Raw genomic sequence first — 21,397 nt, forward strand, 5'->3', positions numbered from 1 at the left:
GAACGGGCCGCCCGGGAAGGGGTTACGAAGCCCTCCCATCCCGAACGGCCGAGGCGGCACCGATGGCGGTCACCGAGAAGGACATCGAGAAGGCGCTCCGGAAGGTGAAGGACCCGGAGCTGAACCTGGACCTGGTCGTGCTGGGCCTGGTCTACGACATCCAGGTGGACGGCACCCATGCGGACGTGCGCATGTCCCTGACCACGCCCATGTGCCCGGTGGCGCCCCAGATCGTCGAGGACGCCCGCCAGGCGGTGCTCGCGGTGGACGGCATCGAGGACGCGAACGTGCAGCTCACGTTCGACCCGCCGTGGACGCCCGACCGCATCGCTCCGCTGATCCGCTCCTCCCTGGGTCTGTAACGGCTCCGTAGCGGGCCTCTGGGCCGGCCCCGACTCTTGCCTCGCCCCACCCCGGCCCGGAGTTTCGTCGGCGGGCTTCGCAGGCAGGCCTCCGACCCGCAGGTACCCTCATGAAGTCGACGCGCTCCCGACTCCGCGCGCTCCCCCTGGTGCTTCTCGTCTGCTGGTCAGCCGCTGCACCGGCCCGGGCGCAGACTCCCCGCAGCGGCAATCCCTGCTCCGACCCGCAGATCGCTGCCCGCATCCGCACCGTCCAGCAGCAGATCCGCACTCCGCTCCTGTACGACGGGATCGGAGCGCTCGGGGCCCCACCGACCCTCCGCATCCAGCTTCCCGCGGAAGCGAGCGTCGGCGCGTGCGTCCTGCTCTCGGCGGCATTGGTGCAGAGCGGCGGACGCTACACCGTGCAAGACGCTGGACCCGCCGCCATGGTGCTGCCGGCTGCCCCAGGGAACCTCCGTCGGGACGGCATCATGCTGTCGCGCGCAGCGACACAGGTCCTGAGGGAAGTGCTCGCGCAGGACGTGCTGCCTGAGTCACCCGGCGGCAGCGGTCGCTACCTCGTGGCGATTCCTCTCTGGTCTCAGCACCCGTTCTACCAGGCGCCCGTGGTGCAGGCGAGCGTCGATGGTGCCTGGCCACCCACGCTGCGCGAGCGCGGGTGGCCCGCCTCGCACCTGCTGGGCACGTTCGACGGCTCGGCCGTCTACCTCCTGGCTGAGCGTGAGTGGAGGGTGTGGCTGGCCGTGGTGCGCCCGGTCACGGAGACCCAACCACTCCTGGACTTCCAGGAGAGCGGAGAAGCCGACATGTACGGTCGTCCGGTCCTTCGCTATGGACCGGAGACCAGCCGCCGGTTCCGTGAGCAGATCGTTCCCCTGCTCCGGCCCACAGGAGATGCCGTGGCGCAGATCGAGGTCTGGCACTACGGCACGGATGTGCACCTGGCCCGTCAACCCGACACCAACTTCCAGTGGGCCTACCAACGTCATCCGCTGACCAGCGACGAGAGCGTGGAGGTTCCGATGACGCTCGAACGGTGGTTCGGTCGGCGTTCCGAGCCCACTCAGCCGTTCGCCTGGATGTCGGGGGACGACCGCGACCGGGTGGACCCGCCCCTCCAGAACACCGTGCTGGCCATTCGCGGCATCCAGGAGGCCTACGCGAAGCAGCAAGCCCTGTATGCGGTGGTACGCGCCGAGCGTGACGCTCGGGAACGCGCCGAACGCCAGGCAAGGCTCGCTGGTCGCGCCACGTTGGAACAGGAGCGCGCGCGCACCTGGCCGACACGAGGTCTGACCTACGTGGACCCCACGTTCTGGGATCGTTTCCAGGCCAGTGGGGAGTTTCGCGCCGTCTTCGAGGGCTTCTTCCCCAACGCCACGGAAGAGTGGGAGTTCGGCCAGATCTACAAGCGCACCGTGCTCGCGTTCTCCGATCGCTGTGCGGACCGGATTCCGCTGGACAGCATGGTGGTCAGGACGGTCACCACCGTCGAGTGGGACGACTACACGGCACCCCACGTCGTCGACCAGGACACCTCGTACATCCATACCGCATTCGTCAGACCCTTCGAGCTCTGGGATGCGGATTCGCAGGCTGCGCCTGCACTCTACGCTCCGGGATTCGATTCCCGAGACCCGGCGCGTGTGGTGGAGATGCTCGTGCGGGTCCTCACCAACCCGGGGTCCATGGGGGAGATGATCCGGACATCGTTCCTCATGGCGCGGATGGTCGAAGAGATCCGTCAGGATCTCGGCATGCTCTTCGAACAGGGATGTGACTCACCCGTGCTCGCGCAGTTCCAGGAGAACATGCGCCGGATGGCCTACTCACTCCCCACCCTCCAGCAGGAACGCGCAGCGGCGACACTACCGAGCGTCGGTGCAATGCCTCTCACGTTGGGCGCCGCCTGCCAACGCTACATCGAAGAGGGTGGATTTCGAGTGGGACGCGAGTGGTGCCCCTGTCTGGAGCGTGTGTTCAACGCACGCAGCACGGTCGGTGAGCGGTGGACACTCCTGGACGAGTACACGCAGTTCTTCCGGCTGGTCGATACCGCCCCATCGGGCCCGAGCGACCCTGGTTGGGCGTTCTACGAGCCTGCGAACGTGTGTCGGCAGTAGCCACCGCTACGGCCACCGCTCCACGGGAGCCGTGAACAGGACGTTCGGACGGCCTGGGCGGCCCATGCAACAGCCTGACGCAGATGCTCCCGGAGAGCGATCCCAGGGTGAACCACATCAGTTCACCCGCTGACTGTACGGTGCGTCGTCGTTGGTGGCGTCGGCATCCGGTTGCTCCCCCGTGACGGTCCACGTCGAGGTGTGGACACCCACGGTGGCGCCTTCGAACGAGACGGTGATGTCCACCTGTCCGCCGGGCGGGATGGATCCGACCTCGCAGGTGACTGCGCCTGCCCCGTCGAGCGCACACGTAGCGCCGCTTGCCGAGACGAAAGCCAGCCCGCTGAGCGGCGTCGACGACACGGTCGACCCCGAGGATTCGGTCGGACCGTGGTTGGTGACCCGGAACACGGTATCCATCGTGTCTCCCACGAACTGGTTGTCCTCCTGGGACACCTTGATCAGGGAGAGGTCCGCGGCGCCGTCGTTGTCCGTGATCGTGACCGGGACCAGCACGGGCGAGGAGGGGCTGCCTCCCTTCCCTGCGCCGACCAGCACGTGCCGGATGGTGTCCACGTGCGGACCTTCCACCCATCCATCGTCGATGGCTCGTGCAGCCATCAGGCGCGGAAGCATCCAGTCGATCAGGGGGATGTCCACGCGGCGTGTGCCGGAGGTCTGCGCCAGCGCGGAGCTCGCCTCGAGCACCAGGTCGCCGGTGGGCGGGACATCCCCCAGACAGACCCGATAGACCTCGGGCCCACCACCCTCGCTCAAGGCGAGCGTCGACGGCGTGGCATAGAGCGGCTCGGGTCCGGGTCGGTAGCCCACCAGCGCCAACAGCCCGGTGGGGTTGTGCAGGCGCCACGCTCGGTTGGGGCCGGTGTTGAGGCCGGACCAGGAGTCGAACGTCCCGCGCGGGACGAGCCCCTTTCCGCCGTCCGTGATCACCGGGATCACCTGACCGCACACGCCGCCCTGGAAGGGGGAGAGCGTGCGGACGGTGAGCTTCCCTCCGTACCCCACCGCGCCCGCGACCGACACCCGATCGTACGTCCCGGGCATGGTGTCGGCGACCTGGAGCACGAGCTCGCTGGCGGTGTCCAGGAAGAGAGATCCCGCGCTCAGGGTTCCGAGACGGGGATCGGGCAGGCCGGGCAGCGTGGCACGCTGGAAGCCCGGTTTCACGGTGGCCCCTTCGGAGAACACTGTTCCCAGGGAGCCGCCGCCCTCCAGCGTCCCCCCCACCATCCTCAGCGTCCCCTGCATCACGCCGGTGCGTTCCGATGTGAAGGTGCCGTCTTCCAGAGTCAACTCGCTTCCGGTGGCCACCGACACGAGACCGGCGTTCTGGAAATCGGGACCACCCCAGGCCTTGTAGACGCGTAGCGGCTGTTCGGTCGACACCGTCCCGGTGTTCAGGAACGACACCACCTCCATGCTGAACTCCGCGCCTCCGGTCAGCGCGAGCGTGCCGGAGTTCTCCGCGCCATACCACGAACCCATCTCCAGCTCGACCTGTTGACCGGGTTGGGCCTGGATCTCGACCTCACCGTGGTTCACCCAGGGGCTCTGACCGTCGTAGCTCCAGAAGTCGATCGTGTCGGCCGGTTCGGACAGCACCAGGCGGCCGCCCGCCTCCATCCCTCCCTGGATCTGCTTGACGCGGGTCGCTTCGATGTTGCCGCCGGTCGGGGCATTGAACGCCACGTCGGGAAGGTCCGTTCGCAGGACGGATTGACCGGAGCCACCCACCAACGACGGCAGGGTGCCTCCCGTCCACCAGAACATGCCGATGTCGGCGTGGATCCGCAGGGGTGCCGAGCCGCCGATGGTGCCTCGCAGGTGTCCGAACATCAGGTAGTAGTGATCGGGGTGCGACACCTCCACCTCCCCCGACCCTTCGGTCAGGATGAATCCGAGGTTCGTGAACCACGGGAAGGACGTCCCGACCTCGAGGAGGACGGACGTGCCCCCCGGGAGATACATGAAGCCGTAGTTGTCGTAGAGGTTGAACCTCAGGGTGGCTCCGGAGCCGCTGCCGCTCGTGTCGTTCAGGTCGAGGGTGCCGTAATTCTCGAAGTACGTGGGGAGGAAGGTCGACGGGTGGCCGTGGGGAGAGCCTCCCAGGTACTCGCCTCCGGACACATCCATGTCGAGTCGGCCGTTGACCTCGATCAGCAGGTTCCGCTTGATGAGCAGATCGTCCTCCGTTTCCACGGTCGCCCAGGCCCCGGTCCCGCCGATCTTCAGGTTGTTGACCGTTACCGGCGCGCCGATCTCCACGTCGTACGTACCCGACGCATCGATGCACACGTTGTCGGTCTCCGTCGGGACTCCCGCCGGCGTCCATGCACCCGCGTCGTCCCAGTCTCCGTCCACGCCTGTGGTCCACGAGCGGGTGCAGGTGAAGGAGACCCGCGGCGATGCGGTAGCGACGAGCGGAAGGGTCTCCGACGAAGCGTCACCGGTGAGATCGGGCGCCGTGGGAGGCTCCGCGCACGCCGTCAGCGCCATCAGGCACGTCGTCCATCCCAGAAACCGCCGCATCGTCCCACCTGGTCGTGAGCTCGGGGCCCGCCGATGCGCGCCCTCTCCGCCCACGGCGACGGATGGCTCCCCGGATGGACACGGCCAGGTGCGCGGGGACAGGCTCGCTGCGCGGAGTTCCCCGCGCGGGCGTCGCGCCGGACGCCACGAACCCGCGCAGCGCCGCCGAACGACCCTGGGTCCCGCGAGCGCGCCCTGGGTCCCCTAGCGGCGCGCCTCCGCTGGATCGCCACGGTCCCCCCGCAGCGCCTTCCCCGGCATCACCCCTTCCACGACCCGGCCGTCCCGCACCACCATCACGCCGTCCACCAGCACCGCCGCGATCCCTGCGGGCGCCAGGAGCGGTTCCCGGTAGGTGGCCCGGTCGACGACCGTCCCAGGATCGAACAGCACCAGGTCAGCGTCGGCCCCGACCTGGACCCGACCCTTCCGGCGCATGGCGGGAACACGCCGGGCCAGGTGGTTCGCCGGGTCGAGGCTCATCTTCCGCAGCGCGTCCATGAGCGGCATCACCCCTTCCTCCCGCACGTACCGGCCGAGCACGCGGCTGTTGGTGCCGGCCACACGCGGGTGGGTGAAGCCTCCGTCCCAGGCGCCGTCGCTGGCGATCATGGGAAGCGGGTGCGCCAGACAGGCGCGCACCGCGGCTTCCTGCCGCTCGGGGTCGCTCGGATGGATGATGATGAACCCGCCCTGCTCGCGGTACTTGCCGTAGCTCTCCCGGGTGAGGCGCTCTCCGGTCGGGGGCCACTCGTAGCGCTGGAACGATTCGTCGGGCCACTCCTTCCAGTCGTCCGAGGATCCGGAGTCGATGAAGGTGCTGGCGGCGATGTAGGGGTAGCATTCCGTGGTGACCGCCAGACCGGTCACCCTCCCCCGGTCGATGAACTCGAGCGCCGGGTCCACGAACGCGCCGAAGTGGGATTGCAGGTGCTTGATGTGGATGTCGCCGCCCCAGCGCAGCGCCCCCATCAGCACCTCGTACAGCTCATCCCACTCCCGTACCGCGTCGAAGTCGCGGAGGTGGACGTGGGACGGAGCCTCGTACGCTGCGGCGAGCTCGAACATCCGGAGGATCTCCGAGTGCGTGGCTCCGGGCGTGTAGGCGATCCCGAAGCCGATGCCGATCGCGCCCTCCTGGAGGCCCCGTTCGACGAGCACGACGAGCGAGTCCAGCTCCGGATCGGTCAAGGCCCGCTGGTCGAGCTCGGGTGAGGCGCGGGTCGTCGGGAGGGTGGGCCAGTCGGAGACGCCGTACAGCTCGGCGACCGCGTCGCCCTGGGCCACGCGCCTCAGGACCTGGTGGTCCACGGCGGCGCCGAAGTGGAGGAGCGCCCGGCCTTCGAGCGCCCCGTAGTACTTCTCCACGTCCAGGGCGCCGCTCTCCAGGTTGAGTACGGAGGTCACGCCGTCTGCCGCGCGCAGCCGGAAGAGGTCGTCGCCGTGCTGATAGGTGTTGAGGTCGATGAAGCCTGGAGCCACGACAAGGCCCGTCGCGTCCACCGTGTCGGCCCCGTCCAGGGGAGCCTCGCTGACCGCCTGGATGGTGCCGTCCACGATGCCCAGGTGTCGGACGGCGTCGAGTCCGGTCTCCGGGTCCATCACCCGACCGCCGACGATGACCCGGTCGTAGCTCCGCCGGGGCTCACACGAGCCGAACGCCAGCAACGCCAGGAGCAGGAGTGGGCGAGCTGCGGTCATCCTTGGCATCCTCAGGACCCAGGGTGCGCGACTCGGGCCTGTGCGGCCCTCGATTCCAGCGGAATGGACGCCGTACCCGCACCCACGGCAACTGCAGGCGGACTCCGAAGCCGGGGTGGACTCGAGGAGCCCAGGGTGTGGAAGAAGCCACGCGTGGCTGTACACGCGTGGCCGTACCTGTCCAGCGTCGGGGGCGGGCACCCGCCGCGGACGCTACCCGCGGACCCCACACCCCACGAACTTGAGCGCATGGACGAGATCGACAGCGGCGGCCTGCGGCCGCGCCAGGACGAGATCCAGCCCGTGCTCGAACGGGTGATCGCGGAGGCCTCCGCCTACCTGGCGGGGTTGGACGATGCGCCGGCGCGTCGGGGTGATCCGGACGAAGTGCTCCGCCACTTCGACGAGCCTCTACCGGAGACCGGGACCGGGGCGCTGGCCGCGCTGGAGGACCTGATCCAGCACGGGGCGCCCGCGCTGCTCCACTCCGGCGGACCGCGCAACTACCACTTCGTGATGGGCGGCACCACCCCCGCCGCGCTCGGCGCGGATCTGCTGGCCGTGACCTACGACCAGGCTGCCTACGCGTGGCTGTCGTCGCCGCTGGCGACCGTGCTCGAGGAGCGCAGCCTGGAGTGGTTGAAACAGCTGTTCGGGCTGCCGGCGTCCTGGACCGGCGTCATGACCACGGGGGCCACCATGGCCAACTTCGTGGCCCTGGCGGCGGCGCGTCAGTGGTGGGGGGAGCGGACCGGGATCGATCCGGCGCTCCAAGGCCTCAGCGGCGCCCCACCGATCCCCGTGTTGACGAGCGGCTACGTGCACGCCAGCGCGGTCAAGGTCCTGGGTCTGCTTGGAATCGGGAGAGCTTCGCTCCAGACCTTCGAGCGCGATGCACGAGGGCGCGTGGATCTGGACGCACTGGAGGAGGCTTTCGTCTCCCTGCACGGCGCGCCAGCCGTGCTCGTCGCCAATGCCGGAGAGGTCAACGCGGGTGACTTCGATCCGATCGAGGCCTTCGCCGATCTGGCAGAGCGCTACGGCGCCTGGCTGCATGTGGACGGAGCCTTCGGCCTGTTCGCGCGTCTCAGCCCCCGCACGCGCCATCTGGTCGAAGGGGTCGAGCGCGCCGACTCGGTGATCACCGATGGACACAAGTGGTTGAATGTCCCCTACGACAGCGGGTATGCCTTCGTGCGGGACAGGGGCCTCCTCCAGCGCAGCTTCGCGTACTCGGCCGCGTACCTGCAACAGCCGGACGATCCCCGGCCCAACTTCGGCATCCTGGGGCCGGAGAGCTCACGGCGCGCGCGCGCGTTCGCGGTGTGGGCCACGCTGAAGGCCTACGGGAGGGAAGGGTACCGCACCATGGTGGAGCACCACCTCGACCTCGCCCAGCACCTCGCGCAACGCGTGGACGCGGCCCCCGACCTGGAGCGACTCGCGGACGTGCCGCTCAACATCGTGTGCTTCCGGTTCAATCCGGGCGGCCTCGACGAAGCGGCCCTGAACGAGCTCAACCGGGCGTTGGGCGAGGCCGTCCTGACCGACGGGCGCTACTTCGCGGGAACGACCGTCTTCGAGGGTCGCGTGGCGCTCCGTCCCGCGCTCGTCAACTGGCGCACGACCGGTGAACACATGGACGGGTTCGTGGATACCGTGCGTGAGCTGGGCCGGCGGATCCGGGCAGCGCGCTGACCCGCCGGCGTTGCAGGTCAGTTCTCGACGACCCGCACCGTGTCGAGGGCCAGGCGGACCTTCAGCCAGCTCGCCAGACGCTCGGTATCCTGGGCCCGTTGGGCGGCCCGCGCGTTCCCGTTCCAACGCACCATGAACGTCGGAATCGTGTCCTGCATCCGCGGGGGGGCGAGCGGGACGACAGTGGAATCCGCGCGCGCGCTGTCTGGGAGGAGGGGATCCGGGTCGGCCTCCGGTGGCGACTCCCGCATCTCGATGACGCGGCCGAAGGCGATGCGCTCGATCGCAGGATATTGCGTCGCGATCTCCCGGGTGATCTGCGCCAGGGGGATGGTGTCGCGCTCGAACAGCAGCAGCCGGCCTTCGAGCTCGCGGATGCGCTGGTCGCGTTCGGCCAGCGCGAGCGCGTTGCGTTCGTAGAGGTCCTGCACGATCCCCACCCGGAGCTCGCTGGAGAGCCGGCCCAACTCGCCGCGGATGTCCTGTGGCTGGTGGAGCCGGAGCGACGTGTTGCCCAGCCCCGCCTGCGCCATGCGCGTCTGGAGCTGCTCCTCCAGGAACCGCGGGACGGTGTCGCCCGCGAGGAACACCTCGATGCGGGACAACGAGTCGGCGTACTCCATGCGCTGATTGATGACGTCGACGCCGGGGAGGTTCAGGATGTTCTGCGTCACGAACTCCGCCGCGCGAGCGCGCCACAGGCTCTCCCGCACCACGCCGTAGAGCACCCAGGCAGACGGCAGGAGCACCACGGCGACGAACACCGCGATCCGGATGCGGACGCGTCGGCGGGCCTGTGCATCGATGAACTTCACGAACGGGAAGTGCAGGAACCGCACGATCATCACCGTCGAGATGGCGATGAAGATCGAGTTCAGGGCGAAGAGGTAGATCGCGCCGAAGAAGAAGGGCCAGTTGCCGTTGGCCAGACCGTATCCCGCCGTACAGAGCGGCGGCATCAGCGCCGTGGCGATAGCCACGCCGGGAATGACGTTGCCACGGTCGCGGCGGGACACACCGATGATGCCGGCGATGCCGCCGAACACCGCGATGAGTGCGTCGAGCAGCGTCGGACGGGTCCGCGCGAGCAGCTCGGACTGCACGTCTCCCAACGGCGTGATCAGGAAGTAGAGCGTGGACGTGAAGAGCGCCACCGCCACCATGACCGCGAAGTTGCGGACGGCCCGGCGCAGGACATCGATGTCGTTCATGCCCACGGACAGCCCGATCGCGAGGATCGGGCCCATCAGCGGGGAGATGAGCATGGCGCCGATGATGACGGCGGCCGAATTGGTGTTGAGGCCGATGCTCGCGATGAAGATCGAGCAGACCAGCACCCACACGTTCGGCCCGCGGAAGACCATGTCCTTATGGATGGTCTCGATGGTGCCGTCGATGTTGGCGTCGTCGCGGATGTCGAGGGTGCGGTTGAGGAACCGCCGTACTCCCCGGACGAACACCCGGAAGCTGCGCTGCACCATCTCCGGCTCGGAGATGCCTCCGGCCGGCTCCTGCTCGGGCGGAGAGCCCGTCGCGCTGGTCATGACACCTCCGTCGGGCGGACGCGGGGGACCGATGGCCACGTCCAACGGCCCGAACGAAGTACCCCCGACACGGATGTCGCAAGTCCTGGGCGGGCGCCGACCCGCGCCGGACCGCGGGCCGCGGCCTGGCCGGGCTTCGGTTCCGGGCCCCGCTGCGGGCCGCGACGTTGCCCGTTCCCACCCTTCCGGCCTATCTTCCCAGACTTGGAACGATCGTTCGAACGAATCGCTGGGAGGGGCCCCGCATGGCGAAGCAGCTCACGCCCGAGGAGGCGCGCGCCGAGGAGGAGATGAAGGCCAAGGTGGCCGACGGGTTCGTGGTCGAGTCGTTGGCCGACATGACCCCCGGCTACCGGAAGGCCCTCATCGTCCAGTTGACCGTGCAGGCGGATACGGAGCTGATGAGCGCCCCCTCCTACTGGATGGCGGCGCGCTACGCGCCCTCCGCCAACACCCAGGTGAGCGCCCACGCCATCATCCAGGACGAGCTGGCCCACGCGAACATCGCGTACCGGCTGCTGGAGGACCTGGGCGTCTCCAAGGAGCACCTGGTCTACGGGCGTGAGCCCCACGAGTTCAAGCACCCGTACGGGTTCGACCAGCCGCTCGACAACTGGGGCGAGCTGGTGGTCGCGAACGGCTTCTTCGATCGCGCCGGGATCACGCTGCTGTCCGACGTCCACCGCAACACGTCCTACGGCCCGCTCAAGCGGGCCCTGGTCAAGGTGGACATGGAGGAGACCTTCCACCTGCGGCACGGGGAGGTCTGGATGCGCCGCCTCGCCAAGGCCGGAGGCGAAGCGCGCGAGGTGCTCCAACGGGCGGTGGACTGGATGTTCCCCATGACGCTGGAGTGGTTCGGGCTCCCCGACGACATGAAGCGTCACTCCGGGCAGCTCGACTACAAGCTCAAGGGCCTCTCCAACGATCAGCTGCGCCAGGTGTGGATGTCGGCCACGGTGCCGCTGGCGGAATCGCTGGGGCTGAAGGTGCCCGCCCACTACGACGAAGCCAGCGAGAGCTACGTCATCGACTTCCCCTTCCCGTGCCAGTACGACGCCCAGGCCAAGGTCTGGGACTTCGACGGCGGGCAGATCTCCTGGGACACGGTCTTCGAGCGGTGGAAGCAGCGTGGCCCCATGAACGAGATCTACGTGGATTCCGTCCGGCGCTCGCGCACGCAGGTGGGCAAGTGGCTGAACGGCACCCGCGCGGCGTAGGGCGGATCGCCATGCGACCCGCGTTCCCCGCAGGGCGCCTGGAGGCCCGGTGACGGTCGAGCTTCCCGTCCTGCGCGTCCCCACGTCGGCGATCCCCGCGCACGTCCAGTCCCATGCGTCCGGCGGACGCGACCGGTGGACGGACCCGCTCCCGGAGCGGCCTGCGGACCCGGAGGCGGAGGTGTGGCGGGTGCTCACCGAGGTGCTGGATCCGGAGATCCCCATCAGCCTCGTGGATCTGGGATTGATCTACGGGGCGGAGTATCGGGACGGAGCGGTGCGCATCCGGCTCACCTACACCGCCACCGGATGCCCCTGCATGGAGTTCATCCGCGAGGACATCACGGACCGGCTCACGCGCGAGCCCTGGATCCGGACCGTGGAGCTGGACGAGGTCTGGGATCCGCCGTGGACCCGTGAACGCATCACCGAACGAGGCCGGCGTCAGCTCCGGTCGCTGGGAGTGGGGTGACATGTTGGAGACGGTCTATGACGTCTTCGCCCGCAAGACGCGCGGCGAGCCTCTGCGTCACATCGGCTACGTGGATGCGTTCGACGACGAGCTCGCGCGGGTCTACGCCTGGAAGACGTACGACGAGGAGAGCTGGTTCGAAATGTGTATCGTGCGCCGCTCGGCGATCCTGCCGGTGAATCGTCCCGAAGCCGCGTTGGGCACGGGAGGTGGGGCATGAGCGACCGCGCAGAGGTGGCCCGCACCCTGGGCGTCTCCGAAGCGGCCGTCCCGGCCCTGGAGCGCCTCATCCTCACCCTGGCGGATTCCAAGCGCCTCATGGGGATCCGCTACTCGGACTGGCTCCTCGGCTCGCCGTCCATCGAGACCGGCATCGCCTGCTCCTCCATGGCGCAGGACGAATGGGGCCACGCCCGCCTGCTCTACGCCATGCTCAAGGAGCTGGGCCACGACCCCGTCACCGTCGAGCACGACCGCGCCGACGAGGCCTACGCCTCCGTGGACGGGCTGGATCTGCAACCGGAGAGCTGGGCCGGTCTGGTCGCCGCCTCCGCGCTGGTGGACGGTGCCATCCGTGTCCGGCTCGCGGACTTCGGCGAGGGCGCCTTCGAGCTGGCGCGGGGCCGCGTCCCCAAGATGCTGGCGGAGGAGGAGCTGCACCGCGACTTCGCCCAGGCCTGGTTCCGCCGGCTGGCGGAATCGACAGAGGCGGCTCCGGAGCTGAAGGCCGCCTGCGGGGCGCTCCTGCCCCGGACGCTGGCCTGGTTGGCCTCCGACGATGCCCACACGGCCGCGCTGATCGACGCCGGTCTGGTGGCGGGCACCGAGACCCGCGCGGCACGGTACGCGGCGGAAGTCGGGCCGCTCCTGGAGCGGGTGGGCATCGACCTGACATCGGTGGCGCCCGCCACGGACGGCTGGGACGAGGCGCGCGGTCGAGGCCCCGGTGGTCCGACGGACGACGCGCTGGAGCGTGCCCGCGGGGACCGCAACCGCGCGCTGTTCGTCGAGTAGCGGCGTGATCGAGCAGGTCACGCCCCCGGGGCTCCCCGAGTCGCCCCCCTGCCCCTTCTGCGAGGGCACGGAGACGGAGCTCTTCTCGGCGTTCGGCTCCCAGCTGTCGGTCTCCACCTACTGGTGCCGGAGTTGTCGCTCCCCGTTCGAGGTCATGAAATGGACCGAGCCGGGGAGCGGATACTCCAGGGCCGGACGCGAGCGGGATCGCTGCTGACCCGCCACACCGGGCCGTCGCGGCCCGGCTGCCGACGGGGCACGGAAGCGCATCTGCGCCCTGTGGCCACCGCTTGCGAGCGGCTTCCGCACAGGAACTCCTGGCGTCCTGGGCGGTCTTAGTCGGAGGTCCGGCCGAGTCGCACCACGCCGATCCTCCGTGCCACCCGAGACAGGAAGGCAAGGTCCGCCGCCATGCTCCGATCCGCTCTGCGTCCACTCGTGGTGCTTTCTGCCGGCGTGCTCGCCGGGTGTGGGGCCGCGAACGTGGAGCTGCCGCCCCCGCGCCCGTTGATCGTGCATTCAGGGGCGCGCCTGCAGCCCGAGCCCGAGCGGATGGCGGAGATCGACACGTGGGTGCGGGCCCAGAACCTCAACATCGAGCAGGACCCCTCGTTCTGGGTGATCAGCACGACGGCGCTCCAGCCCGTCCTGCCCTGGGCCCACCTGGAGGTGCTGTCGGATGACTCCGTCCGCATCGCGTACGAGGGCGGCGTGCCCGACATCGGGCTTCCCTATCAGCTCTACGCCCATTTCCACCTGATGGAGCGGCGGGGTGAGCTGGAGGAGTGGCTGCCGGAGGCGGCCGACGAGACGGGCTACCCGCTGGAGCGCGCCATCGTCAAACGCGTGGCCGACGCCTGGCTGTACGGACGCTCCGTGTTCGAGACCACGCCGTACGCGGCCTTGGACGAGCTGATCTACGCCAGTGAGAACGGCTACCTGGACGCGTTCCTCTTCACGGACCGACCCGATGAGTTCCCCGAGGCGCGCAACGCCTGGATCGCCGAGCATCCGAACGGGCTCGAGGAGTATCGGACGTGGTTCGAGGACACGTTCGATCGCCCACCGCCGGGCCTGCGGGGCGAGGAGACGGGCGGCGCCGGCTGAGGAGCCCTCAGGGGCCTTCGACCTGCCATTTGAGCCAGATGGGCTCTCCGGCTCCGTCGAGGTCCTTCACGTGCACGTCCACCCGTCCGGAGGCCTTCACCCGGGCGTCCGACGGTTTGCCCCACATCACCGGGAAGCCCTCCACGCGCACGCGGCGGGACGCGCTCCCGTCGGGGCTCTTCGCCGTCAGGGTGGCGCCCTTGAGGGCCCGCAGCGCGGGCGCCTCCCCGTCGGTGAGGCGCAGGCGCAGGATGGAACCGCCGTGGGGAGCGGCCAACGCGTCGATCACCCGGAAACGGGCCATTCCATGAACCTCGCGAGCGGTGGGGTGGGACCGGAGCGCCCCAAGTCTGGAGCCCGGGACCGGGAGCGTCAACGCGTCGCGCGGACGCCGCCCTCCGCGCGGACCGGCCTCCTGCCGCCGCGGTCCGGCTGATGGTCTTCCTGGAGGGAGCCCTCCTCCTCCTCCTGCTCCTGGTGGTCCCCTGGTCGGCCCAGGCCCAGCTGAAGCTCATGGACCCCGCCGACCTGCGTCGCATCCCGGCCTACCTGGAGTCCATGGTGGCCATCGGTGTGCTGGGCGCCCTGGGGCTCTGGCTCGGCACCTGGCGGTGGGGGCTGGCCGGCCTGGGCCTGGCCGCTCCGGCCTCGTGGAGCGTCGTGCTGCTCCAGGCCGCCCTGCTGGCGGGGACGTCCGTGGCGATCACCGAGGGACTGGATCGGTGGCGGGCCCGCCGCGGGGAGTCCGAGAGCGCCTGGGTGCTGGCGCTCCTGCCCGTCACCCTGCGGGAGAAGTGGGTCTTCGCCGGCCTTTCGGTGATGGCGGGGGTAGGAGAGGAGATCGCGTACCGCGGCTTCGCCTTCCAGCTGCTGGCGCTCTGGACGGGCAGCCCCCTGATCGCGGGGGTCGTGACCGCGATGGCGTTCGGGTGGGTGCACGCGTACCAGGGCACGTTCGGGCGCATCCGGGCCGGCCTTTTGGGGGTGGTGCTCACCCTTCCGGTGTGGCTGGGCTGGGGGCTGTGGCCGTCCATCCTGGCACACACGATGATCGACTGGATCGGCGGGCTGCTCCTCGGAGAGCGATGGACGCGCCGCGCCGCCGAACGAACGGGAGTCGAATGGAGATCGACGTAGCGCTGTTGGCGGACGCGGCCACGATCGACGCGGCCGGGAAGATCAACATCCTGGGCGCCTTCGACCGCATCGAGGTGCAGGGCTTCCCGGCGCAGCACCCGCGGATCACCCTGGTGCTCCGCTTCAGCGGCGGGCTCGGGGATGTGGGTGGCCACGACGTGCGCCTGTCCATGCGCGGTCCCAAGGGCGAACAGGTGTTCGGGATCAACGGGCAGATCCAGGTCTCCGCGGGACCGCCCACGGCGGGCGGGCTGTTCCGGCTCCCGCACGTCATCAACCTGGACGGGATCGTGTTCCAGTCGCCCGGCTCGTACGCCTTCGACGTCTCCGTCGACACCCGGATGCTCGTGACGGTACCCCTCCTGGTGGCCGGCCCCGAACGCGGACGTGCTGCGCAGGCGTGAGCGAGCGTAGGTGCAGCGCGACAACGCCGGTCCGGTGCACGCGGCGGGGGCCGCTGCCGTCGATCGATCCCAACTGCCGTTCTGGCAATCGTTTGGCGCCCCGGCGCCAGTGAAGCGCGTCCGGCGGTGCCGTCCGCTCGCGCACCAATAGCGAGGGCCTGTCGTTTGCAGAAACAAACCCGGGCCGGGTCGGTATTGATGGAGTAGGAACCCCGGGGGGAGTCGAGACGTGATCCTGCGCTGCAACTACGAGGAAACCCAGGCGCTGCGCCACGGCGCCAGCGCCGTATTGGGCCTCGAGGGATCGCTGTCCTGCTCCGTCGAGCCGTCGCTCGAAGGGCGCTTCCAGGTGGAGGTCCTGCTTCCCCGTCTCACGGGCGACCTCTCGCTGCGCACGCTGGCGGAGGAGCGCAGCGTCGAGACCGCGGTCCACACGATCGTCGAATGCCTCGAGGCGGAGATGAAGTCCGTGGTGGTGCAAAGCCACCCCGGAGACGAAGGCGCGGTGGATGCGTACTTCGAGTTCGCGCACGCCTTTGCCGTCCTCTCCCGGCTCCGGGACATCCGAGGCGAGATGGAGGCGATGATTGAGCTCGTCACGGGCCGGCGTCCGGACGAAGAGACCTCGCGCTCGTTCCAGTTCCCGGACTGAGCCCCGCCGCTCCGGGGCACCCTCGGCGGCGACTCCCCCTCCCCCGCAGCTTCCGTCCTCCGGTCCACCCACGGGCGTGGGTGGCGTCCCACCGACCGGACGCCGCACGCCCCTCTTGACCCGACCGTGGCGGATATGCCGTTTCCTGGACAGGGCTTCTCCGTTGGAGCCACACGCCAGGAGGTGGCAATGGGCCGGATCGTCGCATGCATCGTTCTTCTGTCGGTCGCGGATGGGTGTGCGTCGGCGGGGGGTGGTGGCGGTGCGGGAAACTGTGGCCGCTCCGCGCTCGTGCCCAGCGCCGAGTCGTTGGAGGCCTGGGTCGACTCGGCGCGGGTGGAGACGGAGATGGCGCCCTTCCTCGCCCAGACGAGCGGTCTGGTGCTGGCCACCATCGGTCCCGACACCACGGGTGCCCTGCAGGCGTCGGTCTTCGCGCGGGAGCTTCCCGAGATCCTGGAGAACGCGCTCGAAGGGACCTTGATCGCGGCTGCCCGGAGCCCCTTGCCGAGCCAGTCGATCACGCTGACGCTCCGCACCGAACAAGGGCCGCGGTTGCGCGGCGTCCGCGATCCCGCCATGTGCCGGCCCGCCATGCGCAACACCTCGTTGGTGGAGCAGGCGGTGACCCAGGAAGCCCAGGGCCTCGATCTGGACCGCACGCGGATCGTGACGGTCTGGGTCTTCGTGCACACGGACGGCACGGTCGGCAGGACGCTCGTCCAGCGGAGCTCGGGCAGCGTCGACGTGGACGCGGCCGCCTTGCGCGCCATCCGTGCGGCCCGCTTCCAGCCCGCGCAGATCGAGCAGATCCCGATGGAGGTCTGGGTCGCGTTCCCGATCACGTTCCAGCCCAATCGCTGACCGCGGAGGGTGGGGCACCAATCGCGGAGGGTTGGGCACCAAATCGGCCGCTCCGGGGTTGGGAGGGGATCGCATGTCCGGCCCACCCTGCACCCGCACCCCGTGAGCGACACCCGCGAGCCCCCGGCTTCGAGCCCGACCGCGAAGCGCGCCGCGTTCGAGCGCGAGGCGTTGCCGCACCTCGACGCGGTCTATCGCTTCGCGCTGCGCTTGAGTGGCAGCCCGGCCGCAGCCGAGGACCTGGTGCAGGAGACGTTCTATCGCGCGTTCCGCGCATGGGACCAGTACACCCCGGGAACCGCGGCCAAGAGTTGGCTCTTTACCATCTGTCGAAATGTCTTTCTCCGGAACCGCGAGCGTGAGAAGCGGCACGACGAGATCCTGGAGGAGACCACTGCGCGCTCGCCCGAGCAGCTGTCCCGGGAGAACGCGGTGTTCGTGGCCAGTCAGACGGACGATCCCGAGGGTGCGTTCTTCGCGTCCCTTGTCGACGACCGCATCCTGGACGCCATCGACGCCCTCCAGGAGGAATACCGGACCGCGGTGGTGCTGTCCGACGTCCAGGGGATGAGCTATGCGGAGATCGCCGACATCATGGGTGTGCCGGTGGGGACGGTGAAGAGCCGTCTGTTCCGGGGGCGGCGGCAGCTGCAGGAGAAGCTGTACGACTACGCCGTGGAGATGGGGTACCTGGGCGCCACCAGCCGGGAGGCGTCATGAGCTTCCTCGATCGGTTGCGGGAGCTGCGGCGGCAGCGGCGCGGCCACGTGATGAAGTGTGGCGAGACCGCGGAGCATCTCTTCGAGTACCTGGACGACGAGCTGGATCCCCAGGTGGCGACGCACCTGCGCAACCACCTGGAGGTCTGCGCGCCGTGTGCCACACGGGCCGACTTCGAACGCGCATTCCTGAACGCGGTGAAGAAGGCCTCCTCCGCAGGGGAGCCGATCCCGGATTCGGTGCGACGGCGCGTGCTGCAGGTGCTGCAGGAGCCCGGGGAGCGGGGAGAGCCGGAGGAGCCGCCCGCCTGAGGCCGGCGCCTCGGGGCCGACGAGCCGGCGCGCCTGCCCTCCGCCCCGATCGTCTTGCGGGGCTCCCCGCTTCCTTCGAAGATGGGCCGACCTTTCTGGCCGTCTGCGTAGGAGCTCCCCGATGTCCGCTGCCGCTCGCCGCGAGCGCATCCTTCCCCGCCTGATCGAGGAAGAGATCCGGGATTCGTTCCTGGACTACTCGATGAGCGTCATCGTCCAGCGCGCGCTACCCGACGTGCGCGACGGCCTCAAGCCCGTGCATCGGCGCATCCTCTACGCCATGCACGAGCTGGGTCTGCGGCCGGACCGGGCGCACAAGAAGTCGGCGACGGTGGTGGGCGAGGTGCTGGGCAAGTTCCATCCGCACGGGGATACGGCCGTCTACGATGCGCTCGTGCGGATGGTGCAGGACTTCTCGTTGCGCTATCCGCTGATCGACGGCCAGGGCAACTTCGGCTCCCTGGACGGCGACTCGGCGGCCGCCTATCGCTACACGGAGGCGCGCCTGGACGCGGTGGCCGTGGAGCTGCTCGCGGACATCGAGAAGGAGACCGTCGCCTTCCAGCCCAACTACGACGATCGGCTGGAGGAGCCGTCGGTCCTTCCGGGCAAGATCCCCAACCTGCTCGTCAACGGCAGCTCCGGGATCGCCGTGGGCATGAGCACCAACGTGCCGCCCCACAACCTGCGTGAGATCGCCAAGGCGGTGAAGCTCATCTGCGGGGACGAGCAGCCCACGGTGGCGCAGCTCATGAAGCTCGTGCCCGGCCCCGACTTCCCCACCGGCGGGATCATCGTGGGCCGCAACGGCATCCGCGACATGTACTCCACGGGCCGCGGCCGGATGATCGTGCGCGGCCGGGTGGTGAAGGAGGCACTGCGCGCGGGCAAGGAGCAGCTCGTCATCACCGAGCTCCCGTACGGCGTCAGCAAGAGCCGGCTGGTGGAGCAGATCGCCGACGTGGCCCGTCAAGTCCTGTCGGACGACATCGCCGACCTCCGTGACGAGTCCGACCGCGACGGCGTACGCGTCGTGGTGGAGCTGAAGCGCAAGGGCGATCCCGGTCGCGTGCTCAAGACCCTGTACCGGAAGACCTCCCTGCAGAGCACGTTCGGCGCCATCCTGCTGGCGCTCGACCACGGGCAGCCCCGCGAGCTCAACCTGCTCGAGATCCTGGAGCGCTACCGGGATCACCGGCTGGAGGTGATCCGCAAACGCTCCACGTTCCTGCTGGAGAAGGCCGAGGCGGAGAAGCACATCACCGAAGGTCTGCTGATCGCGCTCGACCAGATCGACAAGGTGATCAAGATCATCCGCAGCTCCGCCGACCGCCCGGAAGCCAGCGAGAAGCTCCAGGACGCGCTCGGGCTCTCCGAGGTGCAGGCCGACGCCATCCTCGACATGAGGCTGGCGCGTCTCACGAAGCTCCAGAAGAAGGAGCTGCAGGATCGTCTCAAGGAGCTCAAGGCGGAGATCGCCCACCTGCGCGGCATCCTGAAGAGCGAGGCCCGCCAGGTCGAGGTGATGCTCGACGAGCTGGACGAGGCGGTCAAGCGGTTCGGGGACGACCGGCGGACCGTCATCACCGACGAAGCCAAGGAGGAGACCGCAGAAGAGGTGGTCGAGGACCTCGTGGCGGAGGAGGACGTGGTGGTGACGGTGAGCCACGAGGGATACGTGAAGCGGATCCCGATGGGTCTCTATCAGCGCCGTGTGCGGAGCGGAAAGGCGCTGGCCGGGATGGAGAAGTACGAGGATGACTTCCTGGAGCGCGTGTTCGTGGCGCGCACGTCGGGACTGATCCTCGCGTTCACGGAGGCCGGTCAGGCGCATTTCCTGCCCGTGCAAGACGTGCCCGAGTCCGCGCGGGCCTCCCGGGGACAGAGCATCTACGGCCTCCTGGGCGTGGACAGGAAGGAGCGCATCGTGGCGGCGGTGCCGGTGGAGGATCTCGATGCGGACCGTCACCTGGTGTTCGTGACGCGGGGCGGCCTGATCAAGCGCACGCATCTGAGCGAGTTCGCCAACCCGCGTGCGGGAGGGGTGATCGCCATGGGTGTGAAGAAGGGGGACCGCGTCCTGGACGTCGGCATCTCGGACGGCGGCGCCGAGGTGATGCTGCTCACCGCCAACGGGCGCGCCATCCGCTTCGCCGAGGACGACATCAGCGTCTTCGGCCGCACCGCCCAGGGTGTGAAGGGCGTGTCGGTGGGCAAGGACGACGGCGTGGTCGGCATGATCCTGGTGCGCCGCGAGGCGTCCATCCTGACCGTGGCCGCGGACGGGATGGGCAAGCGCAGCCCGCTGGAGGAATTCCCCCTGCAGGGCCGGGGCGGGATGGGCACGCTGGTGGGACCGTCCGATTCCAAGGTGCCCCTCGTGGCCGCGCTGGAGATGCTCCCGGACGACGAGGTCATGGTGGTGGCTGCGAGCGGGAAGGTCTTCCGCCTGGTGGGTGCGGACGTGCCCGAGCAGGGCCGGCGCACCCGGGGCAGCCCGCTGGTGCAGCTGGGTCGCGGCGACCGGGTGGTGGAGGTGACGCGCACCGAGAGCAGCGGCGAGGGAGGTGGCCCCGTACGGCCCGCGGCCGGAGGGGGTCGGGAGGGGCAGCTGGACCTGCTGGGGTAGGCCGGGTGGCCGCTCGGTTCGTGGCCGCCGGTGACGAAACGGCCTTCGGCGTCCGTAGATCCGGGGCTACCGTTCGGTCCGCCGCGCCCGGGCCCCGGTTCCTCCGGGGGGCCCCGGGAGGCTACCCTTCGGGCAGCATACCGTCCGAGGTTGTGGAGGTCGATGCATGACGCAGCGCCGATACGATGACGACGAGGTCCGCGCGATCTTCGACCGTGCCGTGAGTCCGACGCCGGCGCGTGGCGACAGGTCGGGCACGCACCTGACCACCGGTGAGGGATTCACGCTGGCCGAGCTGCAGGAGATCGGCGCGGAGGCGGGGATCCCTCCGGAGCGGATTGCGGAGGCCGCGGGAGCACTGGAGCGGCGCGGGAGCCATGCGGTCCAGAAGGCGGAGCGCAGCACGCTCCCCATTCGCGTGAAGCATACCGTGCGCCTCCCCGGCACCTTCACCGAGGAGGACTGGAACCGGCTGGTCGTGGATCTGCGCGACACCTTCGGTGCCAACGGCAAGCTCCGGGTCGAGGGTGCCTTCCGCGAATGGCGCAACGGGAACCTCTTCGCCGTGGTGGAGCCGGACGGCGACGGATACCGGCTGCGCATGGGCTCGCGCAAGGAAAGCGCACAGTCGGTGATGATGATGGGCACCGTCTTCGCGATCATGGGCGCCGTGCTCTTCCTGCTCTACGCCACCGGGCTCAAGGAAGGGGCCATCAGCGGGGCCGTGGCGATGGAGCTCGCGGGGCTCGTGTCCATCGGGGCCGGTCTGATCCAGCTTCCCGGCTGGTCGGCGACGCGCATGCGCCAGATGGAAGAGGTGGGGGAGCGGGCGCGACTGCGCGCGGGGCGCACGGACGAGGGGTAGGGTTCTTTCTCGTGCCCGGCC

Annotated in this window: 21 protein-coding genes; 17 read left to right on the forward strand and 4 right to left on the reverse strand. The window is 69.4% G+C overall.

The window, feature by feature from the left end:
* The first annotated feature begins 62 nt into the window (after positions 1–62).
* Positions 63–362: a metal-sulfur cluster assembly factor gene (locus tag R3E98_13585; GenBank protein ID MEZ4424435.1), complete on the forward strand. Its 300-nt coding sequence runs from the start codon at positions 63–65 to the stop codon at positions 360–362.
* A gap of 110 nt (positions 363–472) precedes the next feature.
* Positions 473–2,488, forward strand: coding sequence for a hypothetical protein (locus R3E98_13590; protein MEZ4424436.1), 2,016 nt, complete (start codon positions 473–475; stop codon positions 2,486–2,488).
* A 117-nt stretch (positions 2,489–2,605) separates the two neighbouring features.
* On the opposite strand, the gene R3E98_13595 is transcribed toward R3E98_13590, so the two are convergent.
* The gene (locus tag R3E98_13595) at positions 2,606–5,005 is read right to left on the reverse strand and encodes a DUF11 domain-containing protein (protein MEZ4424437.1); all 2,400 of its coding nucleotides are present in this window, start codon (positions 5,003–5,005) and stop codon (positions 2,606–2,608) included.
* Positions 5,006–5,242: 237 nt separating this feature from the next.
* Entirely contained in the window at positions 5,243–6,739 is a 1,497-nt protein-coding gene (locus tag R3E98_13600) for an amidohydrolase family protein (protein ID MEZ4424438.1), read from the reverse strand.
* Positions 6,740–6,988: 249 nt separating this feature from the next.
* On the opposite strand from R3E98_13600, the gene R3E98_13605 reads away from it, so the two are divergent.
* Positions 6,989–8,437 carry an aspartate aminotransferase family protein gene (locus tag R3E98_13605; protein MEZ4424439.1) on the forward strand — a complete coding sequence of 483 codons (1,449 nt, stop codon included), beginning with the start codon at positions 6,989–6,991 and terminating at the stop codon, positions 8,435–8,437.
* Positions 8,438–8,454: 17 nt separating this feature from the next.
* On the opposite strand, the gene R3E98_13610 is transcribed toward R3E98_13605, so the two are convergent.
* Positions 8,455–9,981 carry a DUF389 domain-containing protein gene (locus R3E98_13610; GenBank protein MEZ4424440.1) on the reverse strand — a complete coding sequence of 509 codons (1,527 nt, stop codon included), beginning with the start codon at positions 9,979–9,981 and terminating at the stop codon, positions 8,455–8,457.
* 245 nt (positions 9,982–10,226) lie between these two features.
* Between R3E98_13610 and R3E98_13615 the strand changes: the two genes are divergently transcribed.
* The 6 genes from R3E98_13615 to R3E98_13640 all read left to right on the forward strand — a co-directional run bounded on the left by R3E98_13615 (position 10,227) and on the right by R3E98_13640 (position 13,794).
* Entirely contained in the window at positions 10,227–11,201 is a 975-nt protein-coding gene (locus tag R3E98_13615; protein ID MEZ4424441.1) for a Phenylacetic acid catabolic protein, read from the forward strand.
* A gap of 49 nt (positions 11,202–11,250) precedes the next feature.
* Positions 11,251–11,673 carry a metal-sulfur cluster assembly factor gene (locus R3E98_13620; GenBank protein ID MEZ4424442.1) on the forward strand — a complete coding sequence of 141 codons (423 nt, stop codon included), beginning with the start codon at positions 11,251–11,253 and terminating at the stop codon, positions 11,671–11,673.
* Position 11,674: 1 nt separating this feature from the next.
* A complete protein-coding gene (locus R3E98_13625; GenBank protein ID MEZ4424443.1) occupies positions 11,675–11,893 on the forward strand; it encodes a hypothetical protein in 219 nt (72 codons plus the stop codon).
* A complete protein-coding gene (locus R3E98_13630; GenBank protein ID MEZ4424444.1) occupies positions 11,890–12,687 on the forward strand; it encodes a Phenylacetic acid catabolic protein in 798 nt (265 codons plus the stop codon). Before R3E98_13625 ends, R3E98_13630 begins: the two co-directional genes overlap by 4 nt.
* A gap of 4 nt (positions 12,688–12,691) precedes the next feature.
* On the forward strand, positions 12,692–12,904 hold the full coding sequence (locus R3E98_13635) for a hypothetical protein (GenBank protein ID MEZ4424445.1): 213 nt from the start codon (positions 12,692–12,694) through the stop codon (positions 12,902–12,904).
* 194 nt (positions 12,905–13,098) lie between these two features.
* Positions 13,099–13,794: a hypothetical protein gene (locus tag R3E98_13640; GenBank protein ID MEZ4424446.1), complete on the forward strand. Its 696-nt coding sequence runs from the start codon at positions 13,099–13,101 to the stop codon at positions 13,792–13,794.
* 7 nt (positions 13,795–13,801) lie between these two features.
* Here the strand turns inward: R3E98_13640 and R3E98_13645 are convergent, their stop codons facing one another.
* Positions 13,802–14,098 carry a hypothetical protein gene (locus R3E98_13645; GenBank protein ID MEZ4424447.1) on the reverse strand — a complete coding sequence of 99 codons (297 nt, stop codon included), beginning with the start codon at positions 14,096–14,098 and terminating at the stop codon, positions 13,802–13,804.
* 131 nt (positions 14,099–14,229) lie between these two features.
* On the opposite strand from R3E98_13645, the gene R3E98_13650 reads away from it, so the two are divergent.
* The 8 genes from R3E98_13650 (at position 14,230) to R3E98_13685 (ending at position 21,376) form a co-directional block, all read left to right on the forward strand.
* A complete protein-coding gene (locus R3E98_13650; GenBank protein ID MEZ4424448.1) occupies positions 14,230–14,931 on the forward strand; it encodes a CPBP family intramembrane glutamic endopeptidase in 702 nt (233 codons plus the stop codon).
* The gene (locus tag R3E98_13655) at positions 14,916–15,335 is read left to right on the forward strand and encodes a hypothetical protein (protein MEZ4424449.1); all 420 of its coding nucleotides are present in this window, start codon (positions 14,916–14,918) and stop codon (positions 15,333–15,335) included. Before R3E98_13650 ends, R3E98_13655 begins: the two co-directional genes overlap by 16 nt.
* 229 nt (positions 15,336–15,564) lie before the next feature.
* Positions 15,565–15,987, forward strand: coding sequence for a hypothetical protein (locus R3E98_13660; GenBank protein MEZ4424450.1), 423 nt, complete (start codon positions 15,565–15,567; stop codon positions 15,985–15,987).
* A 189-nt stretch (positions 15,988–16,176) separates the two neighbouring features.
* A complete protein-coding gene (locus R3E98_13665) occupies positions 16,177–16,851 on the forward strand; it encodes a TonB family protein (GenBank protein MEZ4424451.1) in 675 nt (224 codons plus the stop codon).
* A 102-nt stretch (positions 16,852–16,953) separates the two neighbouring features.
* Positions 16,954–17,571: a sigma-70 family RNA polymerase sigma factor gene (locus R3E98_13670; GenBank protein ID MEZ4424452.1), complete on the forward strand. Its 618-nt coding sequence runs from the start codon at positions 16,954–16,956 to the stop codon at positions 17,569–17,571.
* Positions 17,568–17,882 (forward strand): zf-HC2 domain-containing protein, encoded by a 315-nt coding sequence (locus tag R3E98_13675; protein ID MEZ4424453.1) that lies wholly within the window; start codon positions 17,568–17,570, stop codon positions 17,880–17,882. The genes R3E98_13670 and R3E98_13675 overlap by 4 nt, the downstream gene beginning before the upstream one ends.
* A gap of 121 nt (positions 17,883–18,003) precedes the next feature.
* Positions 18,004–20,511, forward strand: a complete 2,508-nt coding sequence (gyrA, locus tag R3E98_13680; GenBank protein MEZ4424454.1) for a DNA gyrase subunit A — start codon at positions 18,004–18,006, stop codon at positions 20,509–20,511.
* A gap of 166 nt (positions 20,512–20,677) precedes the next feature.
* Complete coding sequence (locus tag R3E98_13685; protein ID MEZ4424455.1) at positions 20,678–21,376, forward strand: hypothetical protein; 699 nt, start codon at positions 20,678–20,680, stop codon at positions 21,374–21,376.
* Positions 21,377–21,397 lie beyond the last annotated feature (21 nt).

Source organism: Gemmatimonadota bacterium (assembly GCA_041390125.1).
GTDB lineage: Bacteria > Gemmatimonadota > Gemmatimonadetes > Longimicrobiales > Gaopeijiaceae > JAGQIF01.